The sequence below is a fragment of the Priestia sp. BR_2 genome (assembly GCF_041954005.1).
Taxonomy (GTDB): Bacteria; Bacillota; Bacilli; order Paenibacillales; family Paenibacillaceae; genus Paenibacillus_AQ; species Paenibacillus_AQ lautus_A.
This window is the reverse complement of sequence record NZ_JAVFHM010000294.1, coordinates 1-20,605: the sequence shown is the minus strand read 5'-3', so window position 1 is coordinate 20,605 and position 20,605 is coordinate 1. Positions and strand designations below refer to the sequence as shown.

Below are 20,605 nucleotides of genomic sequence, written 5' to 3'. Positions count from 1 at the left end.
TATAGCAAAAAACAACAAAAAAAGGCGCTAAGCGATGGTTAGCACCTTTTAGAACTTATTAATAACTGCGCCAGTCCTCTTCACTCTGGACGAGAGAAGCACGTATAACATAAACGAAGGCGCATACCAGGATACCTGCGACTATGCTCATGATCATCACTCCATCCAAACATAATACGAAAGATGTGCTTTGATGGTTTTTATTATAGCACAATATCCCCGAAAATAAAGCATAAATGTAACCGCTTTCTCATGTTTTTTATACTGTTTGTCCTATATGCTGCATAGATTTTAAATATCGGACCATATTCTATCATTCACAACGATGCCAGGGGGCGTATTCCTTATATGACCATGAAAAAAATGGGCTGGCTCATGCTCGTATCGGCTCTGATCAGCGTAATTGTCCTGATGGCTTTGTTTCCCGAAGCGGCGCTCCAATCCGCACTCCGCGGCCTGGCGATATGGTGGGACGTGCTGTTTCCATCCCTGTTCCCGTTCTTTGTCATTTCAGAGGTGCTGCTGGGGTTTGGCGTGGTGCATCTGATCGGCACGCTCCTGGACCCCATGATGCGACCGTTGTTCCGAATTCCGGGCGCAGGGGGATTCGTGGCCGCGATGGGATATGTTTCAGGTTACCCCGTCGGTGCCAAATTAACCGCCAAATTGTGGGAGCAAAAAATGGTAAATCGGGAGGAAGGTGAACGGCTTGTTGCCTTTACTACCTCCTCGGATCCCATATTTCTGATCGGAGCGGTATCCATCGGCTTCTTTCACGATCCCAAAATAGGTTTCATACTGGCCCTGGCCCACTATGGCGGAGGGTTCCTGGTAGGACTGTTAATGAGATTTCATGGCAAGCGCGAGTCCAATGCATCAACCGATTCGCTCCTCCTGTCCCAAACGAAGACAAGCCGGCTCAAGTCCGCCTTTCAGGCCATGCATGCTGCGCGGGAGCAGGACGGCCGTGATCTCGGCACGCTGCTGAGACAAGCGATTAACTCATCGCTTCAGCTGATTATCGTTGTCGGCGGTCTTGTGGTTTTCTTCTCCGTGTTTCTTGAACTCTGGACCCGGGCCGGCGTCATGCCCGCGCTAACGGAGGTCATCAGCTTGCTGTTATCCCTCGTTGGCATGCCCGAATCCTTATCCACTGCCATCGTGGGGGGACTGTTTGAAGTGACGCTGGGCGCACGCTATGCCGGGGAAGCGGGTGCCGCTATTCCTCTGCCATACAAAGCGGCCGCGGCAGCCTTTATCTTGTCTTGGGGCGGCCTGTCCGTTCATGCCCAGATCATCAGCATCCTGAACTCTACCAACCTTAGGTATTTTCCGTTTGTCGTAGCCAGGCTGATCCACGGCATTATTGCGGCCACCGCCGTGTTGCTGTTGTGGAGAAGCGTTATGGGGTCTTCGATACCGACGCTGGCGGTGCCGTCTGTTTCGGATTCCGCCCTAAACGGGTATACCCATATTATGGCGGCTTTCTGCATCCTGCTCGGTTTCCTGATTGCAGTTGCGTTGTTTATTCAGATCCTTCGAGGGCTGCAGCAGAAATTCCGCTAATTCCCAAGGTGAACATTGTGTTCTTCTCCAAGATTGATTATCATCTTTATATAACCTTACAAAGGAGCTTATCAACTTGAGATATTATGTTCTGGACCGCGGTGACCCATTGTCTGTCGAGCTGACCCAGCAGTTTCACAAGCTGGCGGAACAGCGGGGGTTTGTGCTGGATGCAGAATCTCCGGAGATTGTGGTCTCGATCGGTGGAGACGGTACGATGCTGCACGCCTTCCATACGTTTATAGACCGTATTCCCGACCTCGCCTTCGTCGGCGTCCATACGGGCCACTTGGGATTCTATGCTGACTGGAAGGCGGATGAACTGACGGAGCTAATTGATCATATGAGCGGAGAAGGCGAACACGGCAACGTGAAGCCGCGCCTCGTCAAGTATCCCCTGGTTCAACTGGAAATCCATAAGAAATCAGGAACGTCCTCTTACATTGCCTTAAACGAATTTACGCTTAAAGGCGTTGACGGTACCGTTGTCGCGCAAATTGACATCAACGACGTGACCTTTGAGATGTTCAGGGGAGACGGCATTTGCGTATCCACGCCATCCGGCAGCACGGCGTATAACAAGAGTGTCGGCGGCGCGATGGTTCATCCCTCGATCGATGCGCTTCAGATTGCGGAAATCGCCTCGATTAACAACCGGATTTTCCGTACGCTGGGCTCGCCGCTGCTTCTGCCCAAGCATCATCATTGTGATATATTCTCGCGAAAAGAACAGCGTTTGCTGCTTACCATCGATCACGTTAATATCTCGATTGACGACCTCGTATCCGTGCGCTGTCAGGTGGCGGAGCAGCAGGTCAGTTTCGCACGTTATCGGCCGTTTCCGTTCTGGAACCGCGTCCGCGATGCATTCCTTGGTTAATATGAAGAGGACCTCTTTCTTACGTTTACCAGGAGGGCCAACGCTTCACGAAGTCTTTCCTTTACCAATACCCGAAAAAAAGAACGGTCTACCTGCCAAAATACAGGTGACCGTTCTTTGGTTATTGCGGCTGCTCTGAAGGGACATGAGACTCCTTGGAAGGCTTTGCTTCCTTCTCCTTGGGGGCCTTGGCTTCGCGCGGCTCGCGTCTTGAATCCTTGCCTTCGCGCCGCTCGCGCTGGTCCTTGTGCTCCTTGCCCGGTTTTGAACCCTCTTGGGCTTCCTTGCTTCCCTGTGCTTCCCCCTCAGCCCGGTTATCCTTAGGGGATGTTTCTCGAACCTCTACAGGCTCTTTCGTATTGGAGGCATGCTCTTTCGTTTCCTTCTGCTCCTTCGTTTTCTGAAGCACAAAGTGAGCACAGCCAAAATTGCAATATTCGTTAATGTAATCGGACATGCTGGAAAAGGTTGAATCCTTGGCAGCCTTGGGATGATTGTCCCGATAGAAGCCTTTAAGCCGAAGCTGATTGTAACCCCAGTCTCCCACGATGTAATCATAGCGGTCCAGCACCTCGCTGTACCGCTCCCGGAAAGCTTCCAGATTCCAGCCGTTTCGATGGTCCTTTAACACTTCATAGCTTTTGTTTCCGATAACGATCATTGAAAGCTTCCCCTGCCTTTCCAATAGGTTAAGACTGCACCGTCTCTTCCTTGTTGCGTTCCGCAGACTTCACTTGCTCGTGTGCATGATAGGAGCTGCGCACAAGAGGACCGGACTCCACGTGGCTGAATCCGCGCTTCATTCCTTCTTCCTTCAAGATCGCAAACTCTTCCGGCGTGTAGTATTTTTCAACATTCAGATGTTTAGGCGAAGGCTGCAGGTATTGGCCGATCGTCATGATGTCGCATCCCACCGAACGCAAGTCGTCCATCGCCTCCAGAATTTCATGCCATTGCTCCCCGACGCCCAGCATGATGCTGGATTTGGTCGGAATGTCAGGCTGCATCGCCTTGGCATTCTTCAGCAGCTGCAATGAGCGGGAATACTTGGCTTTGGCACGTACGCGATCGGACATACGCTCCACCGTCTCAATGTTGTGGTTCAGAATATCCGGCTTTACGTCCATCACGATTTTCAGCGATTCTTCGTCTCCCATGAAATCCGGGATCAGCACTTCCACCGAGCACAGCGGCAGGCGTCGGCGAATGGCTTTGACGGTTTCGGCGAATATGTAGGCACCGCCATCCTTCAGATCATCCCTTGCCACGCTTGTTACCACGCAGTGGCGCAGGTTCATTTGCTCGGCCGCCTCCGCTACCCGTTCCGGTTCCTGCAGGTCCAGCTCCGTTGGAAGCCCCGTATTCACGGCGCAGAATCGGCAAGCGCGGGTACAAATGTCACCCAGAATCATGAAGGTTGCCGTACGGTTAGCCCAGCATTCGTAAATATTTGGACAGCGAGCCTCTTCACACACCGTATGAAGTGTTTTGGATCGCATCATGCTTTTGATTTCTTTATAATTATCGCCAGTAGTCAGCTTGATTCGAATCCAGTCAGGTTTTGGCTGTTTGGTTTTAGACAAAGAAAAAACCTTCTTTCGAATGTAATGATGTAACTCAAGACATACCCCATCGTTTGCTGTCCCATATTATATCATGAAAACCATCATATTACTTGTTTCGCATCGATATGAGATTAATCTAGTTGCGGCATGGATAAAAATCCTTGTTTCGATTCACCCTACAGGTAGGCATGACTGTCCGTCCTTAATTACGACTATCGAAAAAGGGAGGAGAAGGACAATATGAGGATTTTACAACCATTGCGCGCAAAGGGCATCATGTATCGGTCCACGGCTGCAGTCATGGCTGCTTTGATGGCTGCCTGCTGCATGTGCGGGCCTGCGTCCGCATCCGCCTCCATGGCGGTCAGCGCGGCTGACGATTCGGCTAAAGCAACGGATGCTGCAGCGAATTTTGCGGACCGGAAATCTTTATACGATCAGGTTTCCACGGTTACCCAAATTCCTTGGCACCGCCTAGCGGCCATTGACCAGTATGAACGAACGCTGACCCGGGTTCATCCCAAGGATCGAAAGCATCCGGACCGCACCCTAGGTATCTTTATCCCTTCCACCCGATGGGCTGGCCCGTTGAATCCCAATCAGGAAGACGTGAATCCCACGTCGATCAGCGTGTTCTCCGGGATCGGGCTCGATGGGGACGGGGATGGCAAGGCAGACCCTAATAATGATATCGACTTGCTCTACACCGTTGCGACAAGACTTTCCCCTTATGGGCATGCCGCTGATGATTTCAGCATCGGCCTATGGTCATACTACCAGAACACGCGGGCCGTACAGCGCATCATGCAGTATGCCAAACTGTACGAGACCTTCGGGAAGCTGGACCTGTTCGACCATGCGTTTCCCCTTCCCGTCAAAAGCAACTATTCCTACCGAAGCACCTTTGGCATGGGACGCAACTGGGGAGGCAAAAGGGTTCACGAAGGAACGGATTTGTTTGCTTCATACGGAGTCCCCGTTCGAAGCACCTGTTACGGCGTCGTCGAAATTAAAGGCTGGAATAAATACGGCGGCTGGCGCATCGGCATCCGGGATTTGAACAATCATTACCATTATTACGCCCATCTGCAGGGGTTTGATAAAGGGATTTCGCTCGGGGATGTCGTTACGCCGGGTCAAACCCTCGGCTGGGTCGGCAGTTCCGGCTACGGCAAGCCGGGAACCCAGGGCAAATTCCCGCCGCACCTGCATTACGGCATCTACCGGGACACCGGATTGACCGAATGGGCTTTCGATCCTTACCCGCTGCTGAAGCACTGGGAACTGGAAGAAAAACGCTCGAAGAAAAAAACGCGCTCCTGAATTCAAACCAGGGGCGCGTTTTTCCTTTAAGGGCATACCCTCATGTCACGTAGACGGCCAATCCATACTGCAGGTACACAATACGGTTTTGAGAATGAGCGAATGAGCGTCCTACTCGCCTGTTCCGCTTCCCTCCGTATGCCCTGATATGTCGGCGCCGCCCGGCGTAGGCACAAGAGGCGTCGTCGATCCCTGGGCAGGAGGGTCCGGCGTCGTTGAAGGCGGAATCTCCTGCTGCCCGTCATGGGTGTTCTCGTCCGTTACCGGTGGCGGTATCGCGATGCTCGGTGCGCTTGCCTTATTCTCGCCGACCGCCTTTCCTTGGCCGTCGTAATAATACATCGGCACATCGCCTACCACGAGCAGATACGAGATCGGAATATCGGTTTCCACGATTTGCGGCTCCATGTCAAAAGGAACGACTACCGCTACCTCCGTCACGATGTGGACGAACACCTCCACCAGGATCATATTGATGCCGGCCCCCTGCTGCCTCGTATCCAGCTGAACCTTTACCGCTCCTTGGGGTTCGATCTTTAAAGGTATTTGCGGACCGAATGAAGCGATGATCGGGCTTTTTAACACCTGTCCCAGCGGAATCTGCTCTTTGCGCTTATGGATTTCGTCCAGCGTGCTCTGCACGACCTGTGTCGTATGGGACGTGATTTTTAAATGCTCGGCATAATTCAGCATGAATCCGGTCACTTTGCCCGAGCTGTCCGTTTTCCAGTTGACCAGATTATCAAAATCCTTGCCCTGCGTCACCTGGGAGGTGATCGCTTTATTGATGGCTTCGGTAGCGATCTGCTTAACCCGGATTTGGGCTAAATGCATGATCGGCGGCCGCAGATTCTGCTCGATATACATAAAAAACTCAACGATCCCAAACACAAGGAGCAGAGCGCCGATCAGCCACCATTTTTTTGTGCTTCGCCGTTTGGCAGCCTGAGGACGCCCCCGGCTCTGCGGTACGGGCCGAAAGCCTTTGCGCGGTGGTTTGTAAGCTCTCCTTGGTTTAGGCCACGACAGCGACGGAAAGGCCAAACGCCTGCTTCCCCATCTCTTTCGTCTCATGCTTGGTCCCCCCTATTTACGCCCCGAGGAGCATGTTTACCATGGCAAGCTCTCCTGTATAGAAGGTATGCGGACAAACGGCAAAAAAGAAGAGCAAGGATGGCTTATCCTCACTCTTCTTCCTTAGCGTTCTTTGGATCGTCTTCTTGATTTTCCACGTAATATTTCAGCATCGACAGTTTGTTCTCCCAGAAGCGGTCGAAATAAGACAGCCAATCCTTCAATTCCTTAAGCGGCTCTGCTTGCAGGCGATAGCGGGTCTCGCGTCCCACCTTGCGGTCCTGCACCAGACCGGCTTCCTCCAAAATACGGAGATGCTTGGACACGGCGGTTCGCGTCATGGAGAAATGTCCCGTAATTTCCTTAACCGGCATTTCCTTATCGCTTAACAAGCCGAGCAGCTTACGGCGAGTCGGATCTGCGATGGCTTGGTAGACATCATGCTTCGGAGCGGCCTGCGACATCGGTTACGCCTCGACGTATCCCGCAAGCTTCTGGACAATGCCAGCCCAGCCGTTGTCCATGCGGCCTCGAACGATGTCATGCGCTTCCCCGAACTCGGTTACTTGATCCGCTGTCCATCCGCCGTGGATGAGCGTGAATTCCGTATGGTCTCCCTGCTCCACCAGTTCGAACGTAACGCTCCAATCCTTGCCCCAGTTAAAAGACAACCGGTTAGGCTCATCAATAAGCGTCACCTTGCATGGTGAGTTTCCGAAGGGGCCGGCATTCAATTGAAACTCGAACCCTTCCACCGGTTCAAAATTGTTAGGCATAAACCACGCCGAAATCCCTTCAGCTGTGGCTACGGCTTTCCACACCTTCTCAATGGGCGCTTTCAGCACAAGAGTATGACGAATATCCGGCAGCTTGCCGTTAGTTGCGTTGTCCATATCAGATTGATCCCTCGCTTAAACTTAAATTATGAAACCATTTGGTTTCCCTTTATGCATTATAGGACACCAAATGGTTTTACGTCAAACCCCAATATTCACCTGTTCGTCATCACCCTTAGGTCAATCAGCCGACTAATCGGCTCAAAACAGAGACCTTGCCGGCACACCGCACTTAACTCCACCTCACGTTAGGGTTGATCCGGGTAAGTCTTTTTCAGGAACGCGATCGATTCGCGAATCAGCTGCTTCAGCACCTCAACTTCAATGTCCGCCACTTTATTAATGTACACGCAGCCTTTCCCTGCCGTATGCTTGCCGAAATTCGTCAGCAACTCCTCCCGCTGATCATCGCCTGGCGCAAAATACAGGCTGATCTTCGCTTTTCGCGGCGAGAATCCTACAAACGGCGCATCTCCCTCATGGCCGGAAGCGTAACGGTAATGGTAGGAGCCGAAACCAATGATGCTGGGTCCCCACATTTTGGCCGAATACCCGCTCGTTTCTTCAAAAATCTCCAGCAAACGATAGGCATCCTCCCGTTTTTTCGGCGAATCCACTTGCTCGATAAACTCCACCACGCTGTGATCCGTTTCTTTTGTTTTTTGCTCGTACACGGGTTTAACTCCTTTCGAACATGCCTGTTATTATGACCATCTCTGTCAAGAATAAAAAAGGCCGGTTATGATCAGCAATGTTATCTAATCATTCCCGCCCCTAATCGAGCTATTTCCTGTCTCTATAAATCAGCATACTCCCTCTGCCTTAAAGCCTCGTACATCAATACGGAAGCGGCCATAGCCGCATTCAGCGATTCGGCAGGCCCCGGCATGGGGATACGGATGGCATCGTCCACGAGTGCCGCGACCTCAGGCGAGACGCCGCGTCCTTCGCTGCCGATGACGATCCAGCTTGTCCCTTTGAAGTCGTACTCAAAGCATGAGCGCTGTCCTTCCAGCATGGTGGTCACCAATCTGGCTCCCCGTTCCCTGGCTTCCGGCAGGATGCTCAGCAGATCACCCTCCAGCACCGGCAGATGGAACAGAGATCCCATGGTGGAGCGCAGTGTCTTGGGATTGTACAAATCCGCACAGCCTCGCCCCAGGACCACGCCGGCAGCCCCTACGGCATCGGCGCTTCGTATGATGGTTCCCACATTGCCCGGATCCTGGAGACCGTCGAGAACAACGACCAAACCGTTCTCGCGCAGGATCAGGTCCTGCCATTGCCGCGCTTCCTTGCGAATGACGGCAAACACCTGCTGCGGCGACGGCGTATCGCTGACCTTCGATATGACGGCATGGGATACGCCGATCCATTCGGCACCTTGTCCTGTATCCGTAATATGACGAAGCTCTTGGGGGATGCCCTTGTCCACGTCATAAGCCACGCACTCGATGTCCGCGCCGGATGACAGGGCTTCCTGTACGAGATGGATGCCTTCCACCACGTACTTGTTCTGCTTGTCCCGGTGTTTTTTCTCCTGCAGCTGTGCCCAGCCCTTCACTCTGGCGTTCTGCGGCGATAATATCTCCATTGTTAACCCATCCGTTCTTTACATATATACTCATCAGAGCCCGGGTTCGGCCCGGTATCCGAAGCTGACGGCTTTATTTGGGATAAGCAAGCTCCAGCTTCGTTAAGTCATTCTTATGTCCGACGATGACAAGCACATCGCCTTCCTCAATCCGGTCATCCGGACTCGGCGAAATGTTCATGTCCGCATCGCTTCGAATCGCCATGACATTGCAGCCGAATCGTGCGCGAATATCCAGCTCTCTCAGATTGTGGCCAATCAGCTCGCCCGTAGCCAGCATCTCCATAATGCTGTAGTCGTCCGACAAATCGATATAGTCGAGAATATTCGGCGACACCAGATGGTGGGCAACCCGAAGCCCCATGTCCCGTTCTGGGAAAATCACCTTGTCCGCGCCGATCTTGTTAAGCACTTTTCCGTGCAGCTCATTCTTCGCTTTTACGATAATAGCCGGTACGCCAAGATCCTTCAGAATCAGCGTCGTCAAAATGCTGGATTGAATATCCTCCCCGATAGCCACGACAACCACATCGAAATTCCGAATGCCGAGCGCCCGGAGCGCCTCTTCATCGGTCGAATCCGCCGAAACGGCATGCGTGACCATGCTGGCAGTTTCCTGAATACGCTGTTCGCTCGCATCAACGGCCAATACGTCAAATCCCATGCTGCTCAATTCCTTGGCAACGCTTGTGCCAAAACGCCCCATACCGATTACTGCGTACTGCTTCTTAGCCATTTATATATCCCCCCACGAGCCTAGGTCGATCCTTAATCATCAATGATAACAGTATATCATACTGTCCAGAATACTTGAATGTAACTCCCCTGGAACGGGCACATTACACAATGACCCTTATATAACAAGGAGGAACATTTCGATGTCCATATTGTTAGATCTAAGGCAAGCCGTCATTCATAAAGTCCACAATCAGGACGAAGAAGAGCTGCGCTCCATGATCGAGGGTTCCGTTGACGGGCCTGAAGCCGCCCTGCCGGGACTCGGCGTGATGTTTGAAATGATGTGGAAAGACATGGATGCTGCCCAGCAAAATACCCTTGTCTCTTCCCTTCACGACCATTTGAAAACCGTTACGCCTGGCAATCTTCAGGGATAATCCGCGCTCAACAAAAAGAACAATCCCCTCAGCCTTCAAGCTGAGGGGATTGTTCTTTATACTGCATATTTATGCCATCGCTTACGGAGCGGTCTCAAGAAACTTGGCGGTTGGGTTCTTGTCTATGGCGGTTCTCATCGCATACTCATTTTCGAAGAGAACGACATAATTATCCTTCTTGTCTTTCACCAGGGTCGAGTTAATCCGGAACTTGGACGGATCAATGTTGTCGTCCACGAGCCAGCGGGCGAACTGATACGGCATCCGTTGCAGCTGGACATCGACGCCGTACTCCCCCTTCATCCGATACTCGAACACTTCGAACTGGAGCTGGCCGACCACCCCGAGAATGGTCTCGTCGAAGCTAACGGTGCGGAATACCTGAATGGTCCCCTCTTCCGTCAATTGGTCAATCCCCTTCTGATATTGCTTATGCTTCAGCGCATTCTTCACGGTTACTTTGGCAAAGATCTCCGGGGAAAACGTCGGAAGCTCGTCGAATACAACCTCGCGTCCTTGGCTGAGGGAATCCCCGATCCGGAAAATACCCGGGTCAAACAGACCGATAATATCGCCAGGGTATGCCTCCTGCACAATATCTCGATCCTGCGCCAAAAATTGCTGCGGCTGCGCCAGCTTGATTTCCTTGCCTACCCGCACATGCTTCACGCTCATACCGCGTTCGAACTTGCCCGATACGATTCGAAGGAAAGCGATGCGGTCCCGGTGAGCCGGATTCATGTTGGCTTGGATCTTAAATACGTAACCGGAGAATTTCTCATCGGTCGGTTCCACCACGCCTTCCGTGCTGCGGCGCGGCTCCGGCTTCGGCGCAAGCTGGAGGAAGTTTTCAAGAAAGGTCTGGACGCCGAAATTGTTGATCGCACTGCCGAAAAATACTGGCGTTAACTGCCCCTGCATCACTTTCTCCAGATCAAACGGGTCGCCGGCAACATCCAGCAGCTCCAGATCCTGACATAACTGGTCATGCAGATAATCGCCAGCCATTTCGCGGATGAGCGGATCTTCATACCCTTCGACCTTCTGCACTTTAATCGTGGAATGGTCGTCCCCTTGGAACAATTCCACCTGATTCTTCACCCGGTCGTACACGCCGCACAGGTCGCGGCCGGAACCGATCGGCCAATTCATCGGTACGGAGCGGATGCCCAACACCTGCTCAAGCTCTTCCATCAGGTCAAACGGACTGCGTCCTTCGCGGTCGAGTTTGTTGATGAAGGTGAAGATCGGAATGCCCCGCTTCGCGCAGACCTGAAACAGCTTGATGGTCTGGGCCTCGACCCCTTTGGCTACGTCAATCAACATGACGGCGCTGTCGGCAGCCGTCAACGTACGATAGGTATCCTCACTGAAGTCTTGGTGACCCGGCGTATCCAATATATTAATCCGATGCCCTAAATAATCAAATTGCATCACGGACGACGTGACGGAGATTCCCCGCTGCTTCTCGATCTCCATCCAGTCACTCGTTGCATGCTTGCTCGCTTTACGAGCTTTAACCGATCCGGCCAGACGAATGGCGCCCCCGAACAAGAGCAGCTTCTCGGTCAGCGTCGTCTTACCGGCGTCAGGGTGGGAAATAATCGCGAACGTGCGACGCTTATCCACTTCCTGCTGCAGTTCATCTATTAGCTTTGCCATTTCACTTATCCCTTCGTAACTAAAGTCATGTATATCATTGTACCACAATTCATACGCAAATCATCCCCATGCGCCGTGCGCATGAGGATGATTTTTATCGCATAAATTTTAGCTAATCTTCTATTTTTTCAACCACACGACGTTATCCTCAAGCTGACCGTTAACCGGCCACCAGTGGAAGCCGTCTTCCTTCAGCAGCTCATCCGCTTTGTCAGGTCCCCAGGAGCCGGCAGGATACGATTCCAGCTCGCCCTGGTTCTCTCTCCAAGCGCTAGCGATGCGATCCACGAAGGACCAAGCGGAAGCCACTTCGTCCCAACGCGTAAAGTAGGTGGAATCCCCGCGGGCGGCATCATGCAGCAGACGCTCATACGCTTCAGGAGAGTTAATGCCCACGATGCAGCTTTGGCAGAAGTCCATCGCAACCGGAGCGATCTCGGACTCGGAGCCCGGCTTCTTCGCGTTGATCTTTACGTAGATGCCTTCCATCGGGTTAACCCGGATAACGAGCAGGTTAGGCTCCAGGGAATGCTTCTGGCCCAAGTATACGTTGGTTGGCATCCGTTTGAACTCTACGACCACCTCGGTCGTCTTAACCGGAAGGCGTTTGCCCGTGCGGATATAGAACGGTACGCCCGCCCAGCGGAAATTATCCACGAAGACTCTGGCCGCAAAATAGGTTTCCGTATTGGATTCCGGATTTACCTTGTCCTCTTCACGGTAAGCCGGCAGATCTTTGCCGCCTGCGGAACCGCTCGTATACTGACCGCGAACCACGTTGTTCTTGACTTCTTCGTTTGAGGCATATGGACGCAGGGAGCGAAGCACCTTCACCTTCTCGTCGCGAATATCTTCTGCGAGCAGGCGGCTAGGCGGCTCCATGGCAATCATGGTCAGCAGCTGCAGCATATGGTTTTGACCCATATCCCTGAGTGCGCCCGCATGGTCGTAATAACCCCCGCGCTCCTCGACGCCAACCGTTTCACCAAGCGTAATTTGGATGTTGGCAATATGCTTGTTGTTCCACAGCGGCTCGAAGAAAGCATTCGCAAAACGGATAACCTCGATGTTCTGCACCATTTCCTTCCCGAGGTAATGGTCGATCCGATAGATCTCCTCTTCCTTGAACACTTTACGGATCTCTTCGTTCAGCTTGGCAGCGGACTCCAGATCGTAGCCGAACGGCTTCTCGATCACAAGACGGTTCCAGCCCTCTCCGTCCAGCATGCCGCCCTTCATCAGGTTGAACGATACGCTGCCGAACAATTCCGGTGCAAGCGCGAGATAGAACAAGCGGTTGCCCGGTATATTAAATTTCGTTTCCAATTGCTCCGTTTGTTCGCGGAGCTCACGGAAACCGTCAATATTGTTGATATCTAAAGATTTATATTCAAAATGCTGTGCAAATGCATTCCATTCACTATCCTGTTCCGAACTATATCGGCAGAATTCCTGAATCGAACGATACACGTCCTCCCGAAACTCCTCTTGGGTGCGCGGACGCCGCGCCACGCCGATTACAGCAAAATCCTCATCCAGTTTTCCTTCACGATAAAGACTGTAGATCGCCGGAAACAACTTACGTCTTGCCAAATCACCAGTCGCTCCAAAGATGAAAAATACAGCTCCCGGTGTCTTCATTGTATCTAGATTTTGATTTTCAGCCATGGCTCCTCATTCTTTCTATGAATTATAGTGTATTTTTATGCATCGTCACTTAACTCGATGTGATGACATTTTAGCATATTCATTTCAAGTATGCTATCTCATTCCGTATTTTTTCATCGGAGTTTCAGATATTATTTTCAATATTCTATTGTAATGACGGGAAATCCGATCGTTATTCTACTGCTTTTCTTCACCGAATCTTCATGCACCGCGATCTGCATATGAATCGGCGTGTCGCCGCTCTTCACAAAAGTCCCCAGCGAAGGCGCCTCATAGGATCGGCTGATCGTTGTAACATCCGCATAATCCTCAACGGAACGAAGCGGAAGCTTTCGGGCTACGGCCTCTTCTACTTGGGCCATCGTTCCATCCACGCTGCCTGACTTCGTTGCATATCCTTGAATGGACGCATTCCACGTATTCGGTATGCCTGCTTGCTCCATCCGTTCTTGAACATGCTGCTGAAGGCTCATCATTTCCCGGGCCTGGGCTGCCGCCTCTCCGACAAGCATGACTCTGACATAACTATGGCCTTTCGTGAGGGCCCAATCCAAATGCACGGAGATGCCCGATCGATCGCCTTCCGATTGGAATACGTCATTTCCTTGAAGCTCGTTCGAGGTAATGCCGGAAAGCCCCATTGCACGAGCCAATTCTTCGGCTGCTGTCTTAGCTTGATCCTTAGAAATCGAATTTATCATTTCGCCTTGAATTTTTACCGTGAGGAGCGCGGAAGGATCCATATGTTCCTGTCCAAGGGCTGCAAGAAGCTCCAAATTGCTTTCGGCTGTGGTCCCTGCTTCCGATGCTCCATTCGCCGTTCCCTTCCAAGCTGACGCCTCTGCCGTTTGCGGAACCGATTCCTCCCCATTGCGTTCCGTTGTTCCCGCAAAACCCGCCATCATCCCTGCTGCCCCGCACAGCAACAACATCATCACAATCAGCTGTAAACGTATCTTCCGCATCGTCAGCCACGCTCCTCGTACGAATCTATCAATCTAGTAAAAGGATGGCCGCCTCACTTCAGATTTATACCTCGCCATTTAAAATGATCCTGCTATTACCGTTTTAAAAATACCTCCATAACAAAAAGCCTCCCGATTGGGGAGTCTTTAAGCCTGCCTATCATTGTTTACATGGATATGTTGATACCCGAACGCATCGCATCACGGATCTGTTTAGAACCGCGCTCGGCATCTCAAAACTGTTTATTTCACGTTCATAAACATAAAAAAAAGAGCCGGCACTCCTTACTCCGCCAGCCCATTTTTATAAGCGTAGATGGCAGCTTGGGTCCGATCCTCTACCCCCAGCTTGCCCAAAATATTAGTCACGTGAAACTTCACGGTTTTGATGCCTATAATCAAATCATCGGCAATGTCCTGATTGGATTTGCCCTGTGCCAGCAATCGCAGCACTTCCATCTCCCGGTCCGTCAGGTCATTATGCGCGGGCGCTTCATTTTGCGGATGGCGGAAACGATTCATCATCTTCGAAGCGACCTGGGACTCCAGAACCGACTGGCCCCGTGCGGCCGCACGTATAGCATCGGCGACCTCGGAAGCCCGGGAGGTCTTCAGCAGATAACTGAACGCGCCTGCTTCAATGACCGGATACATCTTCTCATCGTCCAGATAGCTGGTCAGTACGATCACCTTAAGATTCGGAAATTGCTTCATCAACTCCCGCGTGGTCTCAATGCCGTCCATCCCATCCATGACCAGATCCATCAGCACCACGTCAGGATGATATTCCTGCGCCAGACGTATGCCTTCCTCGCCGCTGCCCGCTTCGCCTACCACCTCAATGCCGTCTTCTGTGCCAAGCACGGCAGCCAAGCCGATCCGCACCATCTCATGATCATCCACCAGCAGTACCTTAATCGGTGCTTCCATCTCCATCCCCCCGTTTGCGTTCTTCGTTTATGAGCGGCACGATAATCTCAATCCGCGTCCCTTTTCCCGGGGCCGTGATGAATTGTAACGAGCCGCCGATTTCCGTCACCCGTTCCTGCATGGTCGAAAGACCGTAGGAAGTCTGTTTCTTGTCGTCCAGTTCGAACCCGACCCCGTCATCTCGCAGCATTACCCGAACGGTGTTTTGCCTGCGATGAATCCGGATGTCCATTTTTTCCGCCTTCGAGTGCCGAAGCGTATTCGACATGGCCTCCTGAATAATGCGGAACAGATGATTTTCGATCCCTTTAAGCAAATGTATGTCATCGTCCATTTCAAACGTAATTTCCATAGGTACTTTGATCCGCAATTCCGTGATCAAATCCCGCAGCCCTTGTTCCAGTGCTTTTCCTTCGAGATATACCGGCCGCAGATGAAGGAGTAGCGCCCTCATCTCGGACTGTGCCACAGCCGACATTTCCTCAATCAGAGCCACCTGGCGCTGCGCTTTGTCAAAATCCTTATCCAGCGTCCTGCCCACAGCTGTTGCCGTCATCGAGATGGCAAACAGCTGCTGAGAAACCGCATCATGGAGCTCGCGCGCCAGACGCTGTCTCTCTTCCACGATCGCCGTAACCCTGGCCTGCTCGGCTAGCTGGGCATTGTTCGTGGATAACCGCTGCAGGGAAGACACCTGATCCTCCCAGCGCTTGCTGATCTTCACCAGCTGTTCTCCAAGCCGGCCCACTTCGTCTTCGCCGATGTCCGGCATGACGTCCGTCAGACTCCCTTTTTCCCAGTTCACGAGTGTTTCCCTAACGAGATCGACCCGCCGTTTTACCCGGTATCCCTGGAAGAAGCCATAAATCGCTCCCAGCCCGATCGGCAGCAATACCAGGGTTATGCCTGCCTCGATCCGGTTCTTCCACGTCTCAAACGGTTGAAGATAACCATATGTATATAATAAATAAAGGACAACGAGCATGACAACCAATCCCAGAAGGGTCCCCTCACGCATACTTCGGGTAATGATATTTGCTTTCTTTTCCGTTTCCACGGGGCAACCCTCCTGAATGGTTTACACAAAACAATACGTTTATTATGTCATTCTTATATTCAAATCTCCGCCTAAATAAGAAACGATAAATTTCACTTTATATTCGCTGGTCTCATAACTGGGCGATTGATATTTCACTCGGTTCAATATGCCGGTTTCCTTCCGGTCGTCCATATGAATCGATCCGAATAAGATGAATGCCTCGATCTCCACCCCGTAATAGTCCGGGATCATCAGATCGATATCACCGAGCATTCCGTGGAACATGAGCACCGTTTGGCGTTCTTCGGGAAGCGCCAGGGACAGATCCACATCCGCTTCCCCGAGCACATGCCACACGCTCAAGCTGCGCATCACCCAGGGTGCACGGTCCCAGTCAAAGTTGGACATAAAGTTCTGCTTCTGAATATATCTGGTCGTGGTATGGGCCCGTTTGGACTTGCCGTAGAAAATACCCAGCGATATCAAACTGACGCCAATAATCAACATAAGATGCTCGAGCAGCAGCAGCACGGCTCCGACGCCGAGCAGAATGTACCCCTTCTTCACATGGCCTTGCCTGATCTGAAGGACGCCCGCGAAGATGAGCAACAGGGCGACAATGGTGAAGAAACCAAACCATCGGCCGAAAAGCATAATAAAACCCAAGCTGATTAAACCTACTGCTATCCAGCGGTTTCTGTCCATGTCGCACCTCCTTGATGACCAAGATATAAGCTCGGAAAAGCCATATCAGTGAGATGCTCCCCACTGTATGGCTTTGCCTGTACTATACGACAATCTCATTCGTATAGCATATCATATGAACACGGTATTCGAATACGCTTTGTTCTTATTTTGCTGACTTGCTAAGGAATTACTCGGATTTCGAGGATTTCCCCATTTTGTTTTTCAATGCTTGCAGCTGCTCATCCACCTTCAGTTGCTTCTCAGCATCCACTGGGCTTGTGTATGCTGCGTTGTTAGGGCGGTATGGTGCGCGAAGCACATCAGCTTCAGCTTCCATTTGCATGATTTTTTCTTCCATGCGGTGGAAGCCCATCGAAGCACTGCCGCTTTCAATGGTATGCAGGCTGCTCACTTGAGACATTTGCTTCTTCGCTTTCGCCATTTGAGCGCGAGCTACAAGCTCATTGCGCTTGTTGCGCATTTTGTAGAACTCGTCTTTCATTTCATGCAGCTGAGCAACAAGCTCTTTCGCTTGAGCCTCGGATTGCAGGTGCAGTTCCACGTACTCGGTTTCTTTTTGATCGAAATAGATTTTTTCTTCAAGCAGCTTGCGAGCCACTTCTTCTTGACCGTTTTTCAGAGCCAATTCCGCTTGAGCTTCACGTTGTGCCGCCATCTTCACAGCCTCATCGACGCGCTGCTTCATGCGACGCTCATTTGCCATTTGCTTCGCAACCGTTACCTCTGCTTCATGAATTTCTGCCTCCATGTCGCGCAGGTACTGGTTCAGCATTACGATCGGATCCTCCACTTTATCCAGCAGCTCGTTCACCGATGCTTTCGTCATATCCTTAATTCTTTTAAATACTCCCATGTTATTTATCTCCCTTCTCATAGTTCGAAAGTTTTTTCTTCAATTCTTCGATTTCTTTTTGCATGGCTTTTCTTTCAATATCCTTCATCATCGCATCCAGATCGGAATCGGTGGACGCGTTCGTTCTTGTGCCGTTGGGACGGTCATATTTGGGACCAAAGCTTCCATGCTCATTAGGGTTAGGATAGCCTTGATGACGTCCATAAGCATCATTGTAGCTGTTGTAGCCTGGCCCCGGGCCCGGATGGTCGTTGTAACGGTATCCGCCGCCATGTCTTCCTTGCGGTCCGTACGGATCGTGATAATACGGTTCTTTAGGAACGACGAGGCTTGCAATCAGATAGATCAACAGCGTTGTACCGCCTGTGAAAAAGATACTGACTACAAATATGATTCTAAGGAGGGTAGATTCGACTCCGAAATGATCGGATATACCGCCGATCAACCCTGTGAACATCTTGTCTCGGGTGGAACGGTACAATCTTGTCATGGTTACTCCTTTCCGCTGTTATTCAGCTTTTGCTTCAAGCGGGCAAGTTCCTTTTCCAATACCGTGGAGACGGATTCTCCAGCCTGATCCATGTATTCCTGCCCCATGCGGCGTAAATCGCGAAGGCTTCTGGCTTCCAGTTCCCAGTCGCTGATACGGTCCTCGAGGCGATTGAACATCTTCGGTACATCATGACCCCCGCCATAGGACCCCGTACGTTCATTCATTTTTTGCTGAAGACGAAGGGTTTCCACTCGGGCAACATAATACTGGCGTTTGCTGTAGACCGTCTGATATTCCATCCGCAGCTCACCGAGCTGCTCCTCGATTTCTTTCAACGACTCCAGGCTTGAGGATAACAGGCCTTGATACTGTTCAATCTTTTCCTCATAAATCAACTTCTCCTGCAATGCCAGCTTGGCAAGATGCTCTTCGCCGGCCTTCAAGGCAAGCAGTGCCTGCTCTTCGCGTTTAAATCGCATGGTTTCCGCTTGATCCACCTGCTGTTTCAGCTGTCTGGAATGTACTTGGCATTGCTGCTGCAGCTTTTCGGCCTCAGCAATGTCCTGTCTGGTTGAATGTAGGAACTGGTCGATCAATCGAACCGGATCCTGGCTCTGCTCGAGCTTTTCATTCAATGTTGCTACGGTTATGTCTCTTATCCGCCGGAAAACACTCATATCGGCTTAGCCCTCCTCATCTATCATGATCTGATCTGTTGTTTATGCAGGTTATATAATGTAGTGGTTCCTTATCAATAACGGGGTCTTCCATTCTTCAATCGGGACACTCCGTAGATGATTAAGATGACACCAAGGATCGGACCGATCAGCCAAGACAGTTTACCCATCAACCAGATGATGCCGATACCGAGAATGATCCATCCCATCAAGGTATTGCCTCTTCGAATTCCGTAATATCCCAAAGCAACCATCAGTATCGGAATTAGAAGACTGAACAACCATCCAAGCAGAGGACCGAATACTCCCAGAAGAACCAAGATCCCTAAACCAATCAACAGGATACTCATTCCATTGCCTTTTGAATTCCTCATTTATACACCGCCTTTCTGTTGTTTGATCGTTGTTTCATTTGTTCAACCTTATGACTCTATTCTAGGTAATTTCGGGTTTGACTAAAACGGCCTGTGGACGGTTTTTGGACCTAGACCTAAGGCGGGGCTTCCTATAGACCTACGTCCAACCCCTGGACTGGTCTGCAGGTTTTGCGTTATATCCGTGAACGAACACCCTCCTGTTACCGTATCACTTATTGAAGGAACATCGATCTACAGGAGAACGATCTTCAGCAGCTGCGATTGGGAGTGGACTTATCGTGTGGATGCTTCGATCGAGAGGCAACAAAAAAAAGGAATGCAGACGTTGATCGTCTACATTCCTTTTGATTGATGCCGGTGAAGGGACTCGAACCCCCACGGTTTCCCTCACGATTTTGAGTCGCGCGCGTCTGCCAATTCCGCCACACCGGCTTACACAATGGCGTGCCCTAAGAGATTCGAACTCCTGACCTTTTGATTCGTAGTCAAACGCTCTATCCAGCTGAGCTAAGGGCACATATGGTTGTTATGGAGGCGCCACCCAGATTCGAACTGGGGATAAAGCTTTTGCAGAGCTGTGCCTTACCACTTGGCTATGGCGCCAGAAAATAAAAATGGAGCGGACGACGGGAATCGAACCCGCGACCCTCGCCTTGGCAAGGCGATGCTCTACCGCTGAGCCACGTCCGCAAATATGATATGTATTCCGATTCCAGCTCTCTTGGTAAAGATGGTGAGCCATGAAGGACTCGAACCTTCGACACCCTGATTAAAAGTCAGGTGCTCTACCAACTGAGCTAATGGCTCTTATTACTAAGAGTTAAAGAATGGCGGAACTGACGGGATACTCTCTCTTCGTTCGAGACTGCGAAGTCTATGCTAACGAAGCTAAGCTCCGACGAACCCAATATGGATTCTCATCCCTGAAGCTAATAAGAATGGCGGAACTGACGGGATTCGAACCCGCGATCTCCTGCGTGACAGGCAGGCATGTTAGGCCTATACACACCAGTTCCAAGAGGAATTATCGCAATTGCGATATAAATGGGGTGCGGGGGCCGGATTTGAACCTACGACCTTCGGGTTATGAGCCCGACGAGCTACCGAACTGCTCCACCCCGCGTCATTAAAAGGGTTGATAATATGGGGTCCCCGAAAAGTAATCGGAATTACCTGCGAAGCGTGAGCTTCACTTTATGGGGATGAATTATGGTGGAGGCTGAGGGGATCGAACCCCCGACCCTCTGCTTGTAAGGCAGATGCTCTCCCAGCTGAGCTAA

Annotated in this window: 22 protein-coding genes and 7 tRNA genes; 4 read left to right on the top strand and 25 right to left on the bottom strand. The window is 51.3% G+C overall.

Annotation, left to right across the window (positions count from 1 at the left end; all coding sequences use genetic code 11):
* Window positions 1-348 precede the first annotated feature (348 nt).
* Together ylbJ and RB298_RS23735 are read left to right on the top strand one after the other, a co-directional pair.
* Entirely contained in the window at window positions 349-1,566 is a 1,218-nt protein-coding gene (gene ylbJ, locus RB298_RS23740; protein WP_375121953.1) for a sporulation integral membrane protein YlbJ, read from the top strand.
* 76 nt (window positions 1,567-1,642) lie between these two features.
* The gene (locus tag RB298_RS23735) at window positions 1,643-2,446 is read left to right on the top strand and encodes an NAD kinase (protein ID WP_009591431.1); all 804 of its coding nucleotides are present in this window, start codon (window positions 1,643-1,645) and stop codon (window positions 2,444-2,446) included.
* A gap of 121 nt (window positions 2,447-2,567) precedes the next feature.
* On the opposite strand, the gene RB298_RS23730 is transcribed toward RB298_RS23735, so the two are convergent.
* Both RB298_RS23730 and lipA read right to left on the bottom strand, forming a co-directional pair.
* Entirely contained in the window at window positions 2,568-3,107 is a 540-nt protein-coding gene (locus tag RB298_RS23730) for a YutD family protein (protein WP_192570582.1), read from the bottom strand.
* Window positions 3,108-3,135: 28 nt separating this feature from the next.
* Window positions 3,136-4,029 (bottom strand): lipoyl synthase, encoded by an 894-nt coding sequence (gene lipA / locus RB298_RS23725; RefSeq protein ID WP_009591422.1) that lies wholly within the window; start codon window positions 4,027-4,029, stop codon window positions 3,136-3,138.
* 222 nt (window positions 4,030-4,251) lie between these two features.
* Here lipA and RB298_RS23720 point away from each other — a divergent pair, with 222 nt between their 5' ends.
* Entirely contained in the window at window positions 4,252-5,334 is a 1,083-nt protein-coding gene (locus RB298_RS23720; RefSeq protein WP_096776662.1) for a M23 family metallopeptidase, read from the top strand.
* A 111-nt stretch (window positions 5,335-5,445) separates the two neighbouring features.
* Here RB298_RS23720 and yunB read toward each other — a convergent pair whose 3' ends face one another.
* The 6 genes from yunB to RB298_RS23690 form a co-directional block, all read right to left on the bottom strand.
* On the bottom strand, window positions 5,446-6,408 hold the full coding sequence (yunB, locus tag RB298_RS23715; RefSeq protein ID WP_486048874.1) for a sporulation protein YunB: 963 nt from the start codon (window positions 6,406-6,408) through the stop codon (window positions 5,446-5,448).
* A 110-nt stretch (window positions 6,409-6,518) separates the two neighbouring features.
* Window positions 6,519-6,872: an ArsR/SmtB family transcription factor gene (locus RB298_RS23710; protein WP_486048872.1), complete on the bottom strand. Its 354-nt coding sequence runs from the start codon at window positions 6,870-6,872 to the stop codon at window positions 6,519-6,521.
* Window positions 6,873-6,875: 3 nt separating this feature from the next.
* Window positions 6,876-7,301, bottom strand: coding sequence for an SRPBCC family protein (locus tag RB298_RS23705; protein WP_096776665.1), 426 nt, complete (start codon window positions 7,299-7,301; stop codon window positions 6,876-6,878).
* 191 nt (window positions 7,302-7,492) lie between these two features.
* A complete protein-coding gene (locus RB298_RS23700) occupies window positions 7,493-7,918 on the bottom strand; it encodes a DUF1801 domain-containing protein (RefSeq protein ID WP_096776666.1) in 426 nt (141 codons plus the stop codon).
* A 122-nt stretch (window positions 7,919-8,040) separates the two neighbouring features.
* Window positions 8,041-8,838 (bottom strand): TrmH family RNA methyltransferase, encoded by a 798-nt coding sequence (locus RB298_RS23695; protein WP_486048869.1) that lies wholly within the window; start codon window positions 8,836-8,838, stop codon window positions 8,041-8,043.
* Between the two features lie 73 nt (window positions 8,839-8,911).
* Entirely contained in the window at window positions 8,912-9,574 is a 663-nt protein-coding gene (locus RB298_RS23690; protein WP_009591426.1) for a potassium channel family protein, read from the bottom strand.
* A gap of 142 nt (window positions 9,575-9,716) precedes the next feature.
* Here RB298_RS23690 and sspI point away from each other — a divergent pair, with 142 nt between their 5' ends.
* Window positions 9,717-9,953, top strand: coding sequence for a small acid-soluble spore protein SspI (gene sspI, locus RB298_RS23685; RefSeq protein ID WP_009591415.1), 237 nt, complete (start codon window positions 9,717-9,719; stop codon window positions 9,951-9,953).
* Between the two features lie 81 nt (window positions 9,954-10,034).
* On the opposite strand, the gene RB298_RS23680 is transcribed toward sspI, so the two are convergent.
* The 17 genes from RB298_RS23680 to RB298_RS23600 form a co-directional block, all read right to left on the bottom strand.
* Entirely contained in the window at window positions 10,035-11,615 is a 1,581-nt protein-coding gene (locus RB298_RS23680; RefSeq protein WP_036665046.1) for a peptide chain release factor 3, read from the bottom strand.
* Between the two features lie 120 nt (window positions 11,616-11,735).
* Entirely contained in the window at window positions 11,736-13,283 is a 1,548-nt protein-coding gene (gene zwf, locus RB298_RS23675) for a glucose-6-phosphate dehydrogenase (protein WP_009591421.1), read from the bottom strand.
* Window positions 13,284-13,420: 137 nt separating this feature from the next.
* The gene (locus RB298_RS23670; RefSeq protein ID WP_486048866.1) at window positions 13,421-14,248 is read right to left on the bottom strand and encodes a YwmB family TATA-box binding protein; all 828 of its coding nucleotides are present in this window, start codon (window positions 14,246-14,248) and stop codon (window positions 13,421-13,423) included.
* 285 nt (window positions 14,249-14,533) lie between these two features.
* Window positions 14,534-15,184: a response regulator gene (locus tag RB298_RS23665; protein ID WP_036665042.1), complete on the bottom strand. Its 651-nt coding sequence runs from the start codon at window positions 15,182-15,184 to the stop codon at window positions 14,534-14,536.
* Complete coding sequence (locus RB298_RS23660) at window positions 15,162-16,235, bottom strand: sensor histidine kinase (RefSeq protein WP_015737447.1); 1,074 nt, start codon at window positions 16,233-16,235, stop codon at window positions 15,162-15,164. Before RB298_RS23660 ends, RB298_RS23665 begins: the two co-directional genes overlap by 23 nt.
* 42 nt (window positions 16,236-16,277) lie before the next feature.
* The gene (gene liaF / locus RB298_RS23655; protein ID WP_486048863.1) at window positions 16,278-16,922 is read right to left on the bottom strand and encodes a cell wall-active antibiotics response protein LiaF; all 645 of its coding nucleotides are present in this window, start codon (window positions 16,920-16,922) and stop codon (window positions 16,278-16,280) included.
* Between the two features lie 169 nt (window positions 16,923-17,091).
* Entirely contained in the window at window positions 17,092-17,778 is a 687-nt protein-coding gene (locus tag RB298_RS23650) for a PspA/IM30 family protein (RefSeq protein WP_015737448.1), read from the bottom strand.
* Window position 17,779: 1 nt separating this feature from the next.
* On the bottom strand, window positions 17,780-18,268 hold the full coding sequence (locus RB298_RS23645) for a PspC domain-containing protein (protein WP_090908802.1): 489 nt from the start codon (window positions 18,266-18,268) through the stop codon (window positions 17,780-17,782).
* 2 nt (window positions 18,269-18,270) lie between these two features.
* A complete protein-coding gene (locus tag RB298_RS23640; RefSeq protein WP_009591432.1) occupies window positions 18,271-18,948 on the bottom strand; it encodes a PspA/IM30 family protein in 678 nt (225 codons plus the stop codon).
* Window positions 18,949-19,022: 74 nt separating this feature from the next.
* Window positions 19,023-19,322, bottom strand: coding sequence for a hypothetical protein (locus RB298_RS23635; protein WP_009591410.1), 300 nt, complete (start codon window positions 19,320-19,322; stop codon window positions 19,023-19,025).
* Between the two features lie 355 nt (window positions 19,323-19,677).
* Window positions 19,678-19,757 (bottom strand) — tRNA-Leu (locus tag RB298_RS23630).
* A gap of 8 nt (window positions 19,758-19,765) precedes the next feature.
* Window positions 19,766-19,842: transfer RNA gene (locus RB298_RS23625), tRNA-Arg, on the bottom strand.
* Window positions 19,843-19,854: 12 nt separating this feature from the next.
* Window positions 19,855-19,928: transfer RNA gene (locus RB298_RS23620), tRNA-Cys, on the bottom strand.
* 12 nt (window positions 19,929-19,940) lie between these two features.
* Window positions 19,941-20,015 (bottom strand) — tRNA-Gly (locus tag RB298_RS23615).
* A 41-nt stretch (window positions 20,016-20,056) separates the two neighbouring features.
* Window positions 20,057-20,132: transfer RNA gene (locus RB298_RS23610), tRNA-Lys, on the bottom strand.
* 132 nt (window positions 20,133-20,264) lie between these two features.
* Window positions 20,265-20,341, bottom strand: a tRNA-Asp gene (locus RB298_RS23605).
* Between the two features lie 33 nt (window positions 20,342-20,374).
* A tRNA-Met gene (locus tag RB298_RS23600) sits at window positions 20,375-20,448 on the bottom strand.
* Between the last annotated feature and the right edge of the window lie 157 nt (window positions 20,449-20,605).

What these genes read in the sequence shown, in the direction of transcription:
- RB298_RS23635 (WP_009591410.1), bottom strand. Translation starts at nt 19,322, where the DNA reads ATGAGGAATTCAAAAGGCAATGGAATGAGTATCCTGTTGATTGGTTTA.
- RB298_RS23710 (WP_486048872.1), bottom strand. Translation starts at nt 6,872, where the DNA reads ATGTCGCAGGCCGCTCCGAAGCATGATGTCTACCAAGCCATCGCAGAT.
- RB298_RS23680 (WP_036665046.1), bottom strand. Translation starts at nt 11,615, where the DNA reads ATGGCAAAGCTAATAGATGAACTGCAGCAGGAAGTGGATAAGCGTCGC.
- RB298_RS23670 (WP_486048866.1), bottom strand. Translation starts at nt 14,248, where the DNA reads ATGCGGAAGATACGTTTACAGCTGATTGTGATGATGTTGTTGCTGTGC.
- liaF (WP_486048863.1), bottom strand. Translation starts at nt 16,922, where the DNA reads ATGGACAGAAACCGCTGGATAGCAGTAGGTTTAATCAGCTTGGGTTTT.
- RB298_RS23695 (WP_486048869.1), bottom strand. Translation starts at nt 8,838, where the DNA reads ATGGAGATATTATCGCCGCAGAACGCCAGAGTGAAGGGCTGGGCACAG.
- zwf (WP_009591421.1), bottom strand. Translation starts at nt 13,283, where the DNA reads ATGGCTGAAAATCAAAATCTAGATACAATGAAGACACCGGGAGCTGTA.
- ylbJ (WP_375121953.1), top strand. Translation starts at nt 349, where the DNA reads ATGACCATGAAAAAAATGGGCTGGCTCATGCTCGTATCGGCTCTGATC.
- RB298_RS23690 (WP_009591426.1), bottom strand. Translation starts at nt 9,574, where the DNA reads ATGGCTAAGAAGCAGTACGCAGTAATCGGTATGGGGCGTTTTGGCACA.
- RB298_RS23730 (WP_192570582.1), bottom strand. Translation starts at nt 3,107, where the DNA reads ATGATCGTTATCGGAAACAAAAGCTATGAAGTGTTAAAGGACCATCGA.
- RB298_RS23645 (WP_090908802.1), bottom strand. Translation starts at nt 18,268, where the DNA reads ATGACAAGATTGTACCGTTCCACCCGAGACAAGATGTTCACAGGGTTG.
- RB298_RS23705 (WP_096776665.1), bottom strand. Translation starts at nt 7,301, where the DNA reads ATGGACAACGCAACTAACGGCAAGCTGCCGGATATTCGTCATACTCTT.
- sspI (WP_009591415.1), top strand. Translation starts at nt 9,717, where the DNA reads ATGTCCATATTGTTAGATCTAAGGCAAGCCGTCATTCATAAAGTCCAC.
- yunB (WP_486048874.1), bottom strand. Translation starts at nt 6,408, where the DNA reads ATGAGACGAAAGAGATGGGGAAGCAGGCGTTTGGCCTTTCCGTCGCTG.
- RB298_RS23650 (WP_015737448.1), bottom strand. Translation starts at nt 17,778, where the DNA reads ATGGGAGTATTTAAAAGAATTAAGGATATGACGAAAGCATCGGTGAAC.
- RB298_RS23665 (WP_036665042.1), bottom strand. Translation starts at nt 15,184, where the DNA reads ATGGAGATGGAAGCACCGATTAAGGTACTGCTGGTGGATGATCATGAG.
- RB298_RS23640 (WP_009591432.1), bottom strand. Translation starts at nt 18,948, where the DNA reads ATGAGTGTTTTCCGGCGGATAAGAGACATAACCGTAGCAACATTGAAT.
- RB298_RS23720 (WP_096776662.1), top strand. Translation starts at nt 4,252, where the DNA reads ATGAGGATTTTACAACCATTGCGCGCAAAGGGCATCATGTATCGGTCC.